Here is a 9,250-nt window from a genome sequence, read left to right on the forward strand (position 1 = left end):
ATCCGATTTTGAACATTTTCAGGACGGTTATGCTTCTCAATCTTAATTGAGTTTTTTATCATTTTATATTGATTGCTCTAAGTAAGCCTTCTTGAGTCTAACGATGCTCGAGTGAGTCTATAAACTACAATAATCATAAAGTATTCATGTGTATCTGATGGCACAAAAATTAACGTAGGTAACATTTGTAATGAAAATATTAGTAACCGGTGGAGCAGGCTTCATTGGGTCAGCTGTTGTCCGACATATCATTCGTGACACCCAAGATACCGTCATCAATTTAGATAAACTGACCTACGCAGGGAATCTAGAATCACTGGTTGATGTCTCAGAGAGTGAACGTTACTACTTTGAGCAAGTAGATATCTGTGACCGAGCTGAACTAGATCGCGTGTTTTCAGAGCATCAACCCGATATGGTTATGCATTTAGCGGCTGAGTCTCATGTCGATCGCTCTATTGATGGTCCTGCTGCTTTTATTGAGACCAACGTGATGGGCACTTACCATCTGCTCGAAGCGGCCCGTCAATATTGGTCGGGCTTAGATGAAGCGCGCCAATCGGCATTCCGTTTTCATCATATTTCTACGGATGAAGTGTATGGCGATCTAGAGGGAACGGATGATTTGTTCACCGAAACCACCTCATACGCGCCGAGCAGCCCATATTCTGCATCTAAAGCTTCGAGCGATCACCTAGTTCGCGCTTGGCAGCGTACTTATGGTTTACCGACACTTGTCACCAATTGCTCCAACAACTATGGCCCGTACCACTTCCCAGAGAAGTTGATCCCTCTGATGATTTTAAATGCCCTCGATGGCAAGCCGTTGCCTGTGTACGGTGATGGTATGCAAATCCGAGATTGGCTGTTTGTGGAAGACCATGCCCGCGCGCTTTACAAAGTAGTCAACGAAGGTGAAGTCGGTGAAACCTATAACATCGGTGGCCATAACGAAAAAGCAAACATCGAAGTAGTGAAAACCATTTGTGCTTTGCTTGAAGAGCTGCGACCAGACAAGCCGGCAGGTGTTGAGTCTTATGAATCTTTGATCACTTATGTCAAAGATCGCCCCGGTCATGATGTGCGCTACGCAATTGATGCGACCAAGATTGCTCAAGAGCTTAACTGGACGCCGGAAGAAACCTTTGAAAGCGGCATTCGTAAAACCGTGGAATGGTACCTAAACAACCCGCAATGGTGGCAACGCGTGCTTGATGGTTCATACAGTTTAGAGCGATTAGGAGCGGGCGAATAATGAAAGGCATTATTTTAGCAGGTGGCTCGGGCACTCGCCTTTACCCTATTACACGCGGTGTCTCTAAGCAGTTACTGCCGGTTTATGACAAACCAATGATTTACTACCCGTTGTCAGTACTGATGCTTGCGGGCATTCGTGAAATCTTGATCATCACCACGCCAGAAGACCAGGAAGGATTTCAGCGCCTATTGGGTGATGGCTCAGAGTTTGGCATTGAGTTGCAATACGCGATTCAACCAAGTCCAGACGGCTTAGCTCAAGCCTTCATCATTGGTGAAGAATTCATTGGCGATGACTCAGTATGTTTGGTGCTGGGTGACAACATCTTTTATGGGCAAGGGTTCACTCCAAAGTTAAAGAAAGCGGTTGAGACGGCAGAGAGTGGCAATGGGGCTACGGTGTTTGGCTACCAAGTGAAAGACCCTGAGCGCTTTGGTGTGGTTGAGTTTGACGCCGACAGAAAAGCTATCTCTATTGAAGAAAAACCAGCTAAGCCAAAGAGCCACTATGCTGTGACGGGGCTGTACTTCTTTGACAACCAAGTCGTGAGTAGAGCTAAGCAAGTCGAACCATCAGAGCGAGGTGAGCTGGAAATTACCACATTAAATCAAATGTACCTAACAGCAAACGAGCTCAATGTTGAAATGTTAGGGCGTGGTTTTGCCTGGTTAGACACAGGTACTTACGAAAGCTTGCTCGAAGCTGCTCAATTTGTTTCGACGATAGAGAAACGACAAGGTTATAAGATTGCATGTTTGGAAGAAATTGCCTTTAACAATGGTTGGATTAGCAAACAGAAGTTAATGGCGGCAGCTGATGCCCTTAAGAAGAACAATTATGGTATCTACCTATCAAGCATTGTGAGCGAAGATGACAATTAAACTTAACAGTCCATTAGCCCCAGACTTAACTAAGCTTTCTAACTATTTATCTCAAGTAAATGAGAGTGGTTGGTATACTAACTTTGGGCCATTGCATGAAAAGCTTACTAGACGACTTGAAACGTTTTTGGGTGTTAAAAACTTATTGTTAGTTTCTAATGGTACGCTGGCACTTCAGGTGGCATGTAAAGTTTTAGGAATTGAATCCGCGATCTCTACACCATTTAGCTTTGTTGCAACTTCATCAGCGTTGATGTGGCAAGGTATTGATGTGAGCTATTGCGATATCGATTCAAAATCTTATAACTTATCTCCAGATGCTTTGAAAGCAGCTCTTGAAGCAAATTCTCAAGTAGATGGTGTTGTTGCAACACATGTATATGGAAATCCTTGTGAAGTTGAGAGTTTCAAAGAAATTGCAGAGCAATATAAGGTCAAAGTTCTATACGACGCTGCTCATGCATTTGGAGTTAAGGTTGGTCAGGAGTCTCTCTTAAACTTTGGCGATGCTAGTACATTGAGTTTTCATGCCACTAAGATATTCCATACAGTCGAAGGTGGTGCAATTGTATTCAAGCGGCATGAAGATTATTTACGTGCGAAAGAGTTCATTAACTTTGGTCTTCAAGCGAATGGACAATTAGGCGAGCCAGGTATTAATGCAAAGTTGAATGAGTACCAATGCGCAGTAGGATTAACACTACTTGATCAGATTGAAGAGGTAATTGAGCATCGATCCAACCTGTTTAGTTTGTACCGGACGCTTTTAGAACCTTATGTTGAATTACCTCTTTGGCTACCCGAAGCGTCGTATAACGGTGCTTACATGCCAATTTTCGTTAGAGATAAAGACAAGCAGGAAAGACTACTTGATGCTTTGTCTGAGCATGATATTGAACATCGACGATATTTTACACCATCTTTAGATGTTGCTTACCCTGATAATCTGAGCTTTGGATGCCCTATAAGTCAGAAGATATCAAAAGGAATTATTTGTCTACCGCTACATGCCAGTATGTCTTCAAATGATGTTGAAGCAGTATGTAAAGTTATAGAATTGATATTAAATTAACCATGTGAGAGTTCTTATAGTATGAAAATTGCTATTATGCAGCCTTATTTTTTACCATATATTGGCTACTGGCAGCTCTTGGCTTCTGTAGATAAATTTGTTGTTTATGATGATATTCAGTACACCAAGAAAGGGTGGATAAATCGTAACCGTTACTTAAGTGCTTCAGGGAAAGTAGAGACTTTTACCATTCCTATTAAGAAAGACTCTGATTACCTTGATGTTAGAGAGCGTTTTATATCTCCAACATTCTTGAAAGAAAGAACTAAACTATTAAATAAGATTAGAGAGTCTTATCGAAAGTCACCAAATTTTGATGAAGGATATCAGATTTTTAGTGATATTTTGTTGGATGAAGAAGATAATCTATTTCTTTTCATTCTAAACTCTATAGAAAAAATAAAATCTTATTTAGATATTGATACTGAAATTATAATTTCATCGAGTCTGAATAATAAAAATCTTAAAGGACAAGATAGAGTTATAGATACTTGTGTTAAATTAGCTGGTGACACTTATATCAATCCTCCTGGAGGGCGGGATTTATACAGTGAATCGAACTTTCGATCTCAAGGCTTAACTCTAGAATTCCTAAATGTATCATTAAAACCATATACGCATACTCAGACAAGTGATTTTGAGCCAGGACTTTCAATACTTGATATCATTTTTAATGTACCTAAGACCCAGTTGATGGATTATTTAATATGAAAAGATTTGCAATTCATTCTGTGCCAAGATCCGGTTCATCTTGGTTAGGTGAGATTATTAATAGCTCTCCTGATGTTAACTATCTATATCAGCCGCTTTTTTCCTACGAGTTTAAATCATTTCTAGATGAAAATTCTAAAAAAGATGATATCGATGCGTTTTTTAATAACATTGCACAAACCAACTCTTCTTTTATTCGTCAAGATGCTGAACGAAAGGAAGGTCGTAAGCCTATATTCGAAAAGAACAATCATTTGGGTACTATCGTATATAAGGAAGTTAGATACCATCATATCATAGAGAATATGATCAAAAAGTGCCCTGATGTAAAGGTTTTAGGCTTGGTTAGAGACCCGAGAGCTGTAATTAGCAGTTGGTATAATGCAAAGCGAGAATTTAGATCCGATTTAGGCTGGCTTTTGGAAGAAGAGTTGATCTATGCAGGTAAGAAAAACTTAGAGAAAAAAGAAGAATATTTTGGTCTGTCTAAGTGGGTGGAGACTACAAAGTTATTTGAAAAACTTTCTCAGCTGTATCCAGATAACTTTAAACTTGTGCACTATAGTGCGCTGCTAGAAGACCCTCTAGAACAAGTTGAAGATATATTCGCTTTTCTAGGGCTAGAGCTTACCTCACAAACTAAGTCATTTCTTATATCAAAAAAGAAGGTTGATACTACCTACTCTGTATTCAAAAACAAGGATAAAGACATAAGCTGGCAAAATAGCCTTGATGCAGATATTGTAAGTCGTATAGAGGATTTTGTTAAAGAGAGTAAGTTGGAACACTACTTGTAGGTCGGTAATAATATGTCTGTTAAAGTTTCAATTCTTTGTGTTTGTTATAATCACTCTAAATATATTGAAAAAACAATTAATAGCTTTCTCAACCAGTCCTGTGATTTCGAATTTGAAGTTATTGTTTATGATGATCTCTCTACGGACAATAGTAGAGAAATTATTGATGAGATATGTGAAAAGCATTCGAACATAGTTCGAATGTATACTGATGAAAATCTTTACTCTAAAGGCATCCGAACTCTAGCATTGTCACACTTATCACCAAAGGCTAAAGGAGAGTACTTAGCTTTTTGCGAAGGTGATGACTATTGGATAGATAATACAAAGCTACAGAAACAATTTGATGCTTTAGAGGGGAACCCAAATATAGACCTTTGCTTTCACCCAGCATACTCAGAGGACCCAGAAGGCAATAGAGAGCTAGTCTCAAATCATTTTGAGGGGACCCATTACGTTTCTACTGATGAAGTTATACTAGGAGATGGTGATTACTGCCCAACAGCATCTTTATTTATCCGTAAGTCTGCTTTATCCCTAGCTTCATCAAGCACTATTAAATTAATGCCATGTGGGGACTATTTTATGCAGATTATGTCTTCTGTAAAGGGAGGCGGAGTCTACTTACCTGAACCAATGTCTGTATATAGAATTAATCAAAAAGATTCTTTTTCAACAAGGATATCCTCGTCCTCTCACGAAAATCAGAGAGACTTTTTGTTAGCAATGGCCAATAGTTTGGAGTCACTAAAACAAGACTTGGATGGAGTGAACTTAAAGTCATTTAACAATCGAATAAGAAAATATAAACAGAGAGCGCGAAAATCTCAAAGGAAGGCGATAAAGGAGAGGATCAGAAATCTAATATTCTCTAACCCTTCCCAATAAAATAGGTGAGCGATATGTTTATGGCCCACCTATTTATTTAGTTTATTTTTACACAGCCCCACTCTGGGAAGTGCTTACATACATAAGCATTGAGCTCTTTCTCTGCTTCTGAGTAAACACGAGCTGGTTCTTCAGTATGGTTTAATTGTATCGATGACACCATACCCGCGCCGACAGTCACGTTACTAATGCGGTCAATAATGATAAAAGCGCCAGTTTGAGGTAGCTGCTGATAAACATCCATTGCAACTTTATCGGTAAGCTTTATTGAGGCGAGTGCAATCTCGTTTAACTCAAGGCGCGTATTTTTATGATCATGCTGCTTAAGTGTATTGACATCAACCTTATGCTCAATTTGAGAAACCTTACCTGTACAGGTTTTAGTCGCAAATTTGAATAGGTATTCTTTATGCGTTTGCATCGGAGATTCATCCATCCAAACGATATGAGCTTGGTAAGCGTCTACAACCTCCGGAATGTTGTTGGAATGGACAAGCATATCGCCGCGTGACACATCGATTTCATCTTCAAGCGTTAGGGTGATGGCTTGACCCGGCATTGCTTCTTTTAGCTCACCATCGAAGGTAAAGATAGATTTGATGCGAGAAACTTTGTTCGATGGAAGAGCAGTAACCTCATCACCAACCTGTACAATGCCTGAAGCAAGGGTGCCACAAAAACCACGGAAGTTTAGGTTTGGGCGATTGACATATTGCACTGGGAAGCGCATGACTTCAGTGTTGATGTCTTGGTTAATCTTAACTGTTTCAAGCAGCTTCATTAATGTAGCGCCAGGGTACCAATCCATGTTCTCACTTGGAGTGACAACATTGTCGCCTTTTAGAGCAGAGATTGGCACAAAGCGGATATCCTTGATGTTGAAGTTCTTTGCCATATCTCGGTAATCGGCTTTGATTTTCTGATACACCTCTTGGCTGTAGTCCATCAGATCCATTTTGTTAACGGCAACGATAACGTGCTGAATTCCAAGTAGACTACAGATATAGCTATGACGACGTGTTTGCGTCTGGATACCGTGGCGAGCATCAACCATTACAATCGCAAGATCACAGGTAGAAGCACCCGTAACCATATTACGAGTGTACTGTTCATGTCCTGGAGTGTCGGCGATGATGAATTTACGCTTGTCGGTTGAGAAGTAGCGGTAGGCAACATCAATCGTGATGCCTTGTTCACGCTCGGACTGTAGACCGTCGACTAGTAGTGCTAAGTCGAACGCTTCATCTGTCGTATTGAACTTTTGAGAATCTTTTTCGATCGCAGCCATTTGATCTTCATAAATCAGCTTGCTGTCGTATAGCAGGCGACCAATCAGTGTAGATTTGCCGTCATCAACGTTACCACAAGTTAAGAAACGAAGTAGGTCTTTGTTTTCATGTACGTTTAGGTACGCTTCAATGTCTTTAGCGATAAGCTCAGAGCTATGAGACATAATGACTTCCTTTTAAATGTATTCTTTTTCAGTGAGCGCTTGAATCACTTGGTCGGCACACGCTTCGACAGACAGCTCAGCTGTCTTGATGTGAATTTCTGGAGATATAGGCGCTTGGTACTCAGAGTCGATGCCAGTGAAGTGTTTAATCTCACCTGCGCGTGCCTTTTTATACAGGCCTTTAGGATCTCTTTGCTCGCAGATTGCGAGTGGAGTATCAACAAACACCTCTAAAAACTCGCCTTGCTGCATTAACTGGCGCACTTGCTCTCTATCTGAGATAAATGGCGAAATAAACGCGGTCAGAACAATGTTCCCGGCATCGACAAATAGTTTAGCCACCTCGCCAATGCGGCGAATGTTCTCAATACGGTCTAGATCACTAAAGCCAAGATCTTTGTTTAGACCGTGGCGCACATTGTCACCATCAAGAAGGTAACTATGTTTACCTAACGCTAATAGCTTGCTTTCTACCGCGTTAGCGACGGTCGATTTTCCTGAGCCACTAAGTCCGGTAAACCAAAGTACAACAGGCTTTTGCTGCTTAAGCGCAACACGATCTTCATGAGTTACGCTGGTGTTATGCCAAACCACATCGTCACTCACAGACTCATTGTGCTTCTTTTGATACGGCGAGGTCATAGTTAGAAGTAACCCTCACGTTTCTTTTTCTCCATGGAGCCAGAGCTATCATGGTCAATGGCACGGCCTTGGCGCTCAGAAGTGGTTGTAAGCAGCATCTCTTGAATGATCTCTGGTAGCGTTGTTGCTTGAGATTCAACCGCTCCCGTTAATGGGTAGCAGCCTAGTGTACGGAAGCGAACCATGCGTTGTTCTACCGTCTCCCCTTCACGAAGCTCCATGCGATCATCATCTTTCATGATCAACATACCGTCACGCTCAACGACGGGACGCTCTTTTGCAAAGTACAGGCTTGGAATCTCGATGCTCTCTAGGTAGATATATTGCCAGATATCCAGCTCAGTCCAGTTAGAAAGAGGGAATACGCGAATGCTCTCGCCTTGGTTTACTTTGCCGTTGTAGATATTCCAAAGCTCAGGGCGTTGATTTTTAGGATCCCAGCGGTGATGTTCATCACGGAAAGAGTAAACACGCTCTTTCGCGCGAGACTTTTCTTCGTCACGACGAGCACCACCAAAAGCAGCATCAAAGCCATGATTATCTAAGGCTTGTTTTAGGCCTTGTGTCTTCATGATATCAGTATGTTTTGAGCTGCCATGCACAAATGGGCTGATGTTCATCGCAAGCCCTTCTGGATTTTGGTGCACAATCAGCTTCATACCAAGCTTTTTCGCCATGTAGTCACGAAACTCAATCATTTCTTTGAATTTCCATGTGGTATCAACATGCATAAGTGGAAACGGGGGAATGCCAGGCGCAAAGGCTTTCTGCGCAAGGTGTAGCATCACTGAAGAGTCTTTACCAACAGAGTAAAGCATCACTGGGTTATCAAACTCGGCAGCTACCTCACGCATAATATGGATAGATTCTGCCTCAAGCTGCTTAAGGTGAGTCATTCGTTGTGGAGAAAGTTTCATTCCGGTCTCTCTTTGATTCGATGAGGGAGTTAAACGCCATAGATAGTTGTGATAGCCGTTAATACTAAACCGCTATACGTAATACTCATCGGCACCCCAATCTTTATATAATCCTTGATACAGTACTGACCTGCATTGTAAACCATTAAGTTGGTTTGGTATCCATATGGGCTAATAAAGCTTGCACTTGCGCCGAACGCGACAGCTAAAATATAGCTGTGAAGATTTGCATCTAGACTCGTCGCGAGGGCATAAGCAACGGGGAAGACTAAGGCCGCCGCCGCATTGTTGGTGACCAACTCCGTTAGCAATAAAGTGACCAAGTAAACCATGATAAGCCCTGACAATGGGCTCATAAATTCAGCTTGTTCTGTCATTGCGCTCCGCAGGAGGTCGACTGCTGTACTATTATCTAATGCCTGAGACAGCAAAAGTGCAGATGAAATTACTAGCCATATCTGGACTGGTAGCCTTCGTATAATTTCATTCGTTTTCAGTGCTCCAGTTAATAGTAGAACACCAAGCAACAAGATCAGGTTGTGCAGCAGTGGAGCTATCTCCATAGCTGCGAGGGCGATAGCACTAAAAAAGCCAAGAACAGCGACAATTTCTTGTGGTCCTTTGAGCAGCC

General features: G+C 41.5%; 10 protein-coding genes. 6 read left to right on the top strand and 4 right to left on the bottom strand.

What is annotated here, in order from left to right:
- Positions 1-190: 190 nt before the first annotated feature.
- The 6 genes from rfbB to IQR33_RS29365 are packed head-to-tail and all read left to right on the top strand — an operon-like array spanning position 191 to position 5,607.
- Entirely contained in the window at positions 191-1,255 is a 1,065-nt protein-coding gene (gene rfbB, locus IQR33_RS29340; RefSeq protein ID WP_017634983.1) for a dTDP-glucose 4,6-dehydratase, read from the top strand.
- Positions 1,255-2,139 carry a glucose-1-phosphate thymidylyltransferase RfbA gene (gene rfbA / locus IQR33_RS29345; RefSeq protein WP_054576842.1) on the top strand — a complete coding sequence of 295 codons (885 nt, stop codon included), beginning with the start codon at positions 1,255-1,257 and terminating at the stop codon, positions 2,137-2,139. Before rfbB ends, rfbA begins: the two co-directional genes overlap by 1 nt.
- Positions 2,129-3,211 carry a DegT/DnrJ/EryC1/StrS family aminotransferase gene (locus tag IQR33_RS29350; RefSeq protein ID WP_054576843.1) on the top strand — a complete coding sequence of 361 codons (1,083 nt, stop codon included), beginning with the start codon at positions 2,129-2,131 and terminating at the stop codon, positions 3,209-3,211. Before rfbA ends, IQR33_RS29350 begins: the two co-directional genes overlap by 11 nt.
- A 21-nt stretch (positions 3,212-3,232) precedes the next feature.
- A complete protein-coding gene (locus IQR33_RS29355; RefSeq protein ID WP_193837508.1) occupies positions 3,233-3,922 on the top strand; it encodes a WbqC family protein in 690 nt (229 codons plus the stop codon).
- The gene (locus IQR33_RS29360) at positions 3,919-4,719 is read left to right on the top strand and encodes a sulfotransferase family protein (protein ID WP_054576845.1); all 801 of its coding nucleotides are present in this window, start codon (positions 3,919-3,921) and stop codon (positions 4,717-4,719) included. The genes IQR33_RS29355 and IQR33_RS29360 overlap by 4 nt, the downstream gene beginning before the upstream one ends.
- A gap of 12 nt (positions 4,720-4,731) precedes the next feature.
- Positions 4,732-5,607, top strand: coding sequence for a glycosyltransferase family 2 protein (locus IQR33_RS29365; protein ID WP_054576846.1), 876 nt, complete (start codon positions 4,732-4,734; stop codon positions 5,605-5,607).
- Positions 5,608-5,644: 37 nt separating this feature from the next.
- On the opposite strand, the gene cysN is transcribed toward IQR33_RS29365, so the two are convergent.
- From cysN to IQR33_RS34860, 4 genes are all read right to left on the bottom strand, one after another.
- Entirely contained in the window at positions 5,645-7,060 is a 1,416-nt protein-coding gene (gene cysN / locus IQR33_RS29370) for a sulfate adenylyltransferase subunit CysN (protein WP_054576847.1), read from the bottom strand.
- A 12-nt stretch (positions 7,061-7,072) separates the two neighbouring features.
- Complete coding sequence (gene cysC, locus IQR33_RS29375) at positions 7,073-7,702, bottom strand: adenylyl-sulfate kinase (RefSeq protein WP_054576848.1); 630 nt, start codon at positions 7,700-7,702, stop codon at positions 7,073-7,075.
- Between the two features lie 2 nt (positions 7,703-7,704).
- A complete protein-coding gene (gene cysD, locus IQR33_RS29380) occupies positions 7,705-8,619 on the bottom strand; it encodes a sulfate adenylyltransferase subunit CysD (protein ID WP_049534422.1) in 915 nt (304 codons plus the stop codon).
- Positions 8,620-8,648: 29 nt separating this feature from the next.
- On the bottom strand, positions 8,649-9,250 hold a 602-nt coding region (locus IQR33_RS34860; RefSeq protein ID WP_228014217.1), incomplete at its 5' end, for an SLC13 family permease.

The organism is Vibrio sp. OPT46 (assembly GCF_015163535.1).
GTDB classification, from domain to species: Bacteria; Pseudomonadota; Gammaproteobacteria; order Enterobacterales; family Vibrionaceae; genus Vibrio; species Vibrio alginolyticus.

What these genes read in the sequence shown, in the direction of transcription:
- IQR33_RS29360 (WP_054576845.1), top strand. Translation starts at nt 3,919, where the DNA reads ATGAAAAGATTTGCAATTCATTCTGTGCCAAGATCCGGTTCATCTTGG.
- IQR33_RS29365 (WP_054576846.1), top strand. Translation starts at nt 4,732, where the DNA reads ATGTCTGTTAAAGTTTCAATTCTTTGTGTTTGTTATAATCACTCTAAA.
- cysC (WP_054576848.1), bottom strand. Translation starts at nt 7,702, where the DNA reads ATGACCTCGCCGTATCAAAAGAAGCACAATGAGTCTGTGAGTGACGAT.
- cysN (WP_054576847.1), bottom strand. Translation starts at nt 7,060, where the DNA reads ATGTCTCATAGCTCTGAGCTTATCGCTAAAGACATTGAAGCGTACCTA.
- IQR33_RS29355 (WP_193837508.1), top strand. Translation starts at nt 3,233, where the DNA reads ATGAAAATTGCTATTATGCAGCCTTATTTTTTACCATATATTGGCTAC.
- rfbA (WP_054576842.1), top strand. Translation starts at nt 1,255, where the DNA reads ATGAAAGGCATTATTTTAGCAGGTGGCTCGGGCACTCGCCTTTACCCT.
- IQR33_RS29350 (WP_054576843.1), top strand. Translation starts at nt 2,129, where the DNA reads ATGACAATTAAACTTAACAGTCCATTAGCCCCAGACTTAACTAAGCTT.
- cysD (WP_049534422.1), bottom strand. Translation starts at nt 8,619, where the DNA reads ATGAAACTTTCTCCACAACGAATGACTCACCTTAAGCAGCTTGAGGCA.
- rfbB (WP_017634983.1), top strand. Translation starts at nt 191, where the DNA reads ATGAAAATATTAGTAACCGGTGGAGCAGGCTTCATTGGGTCAGCTGTT.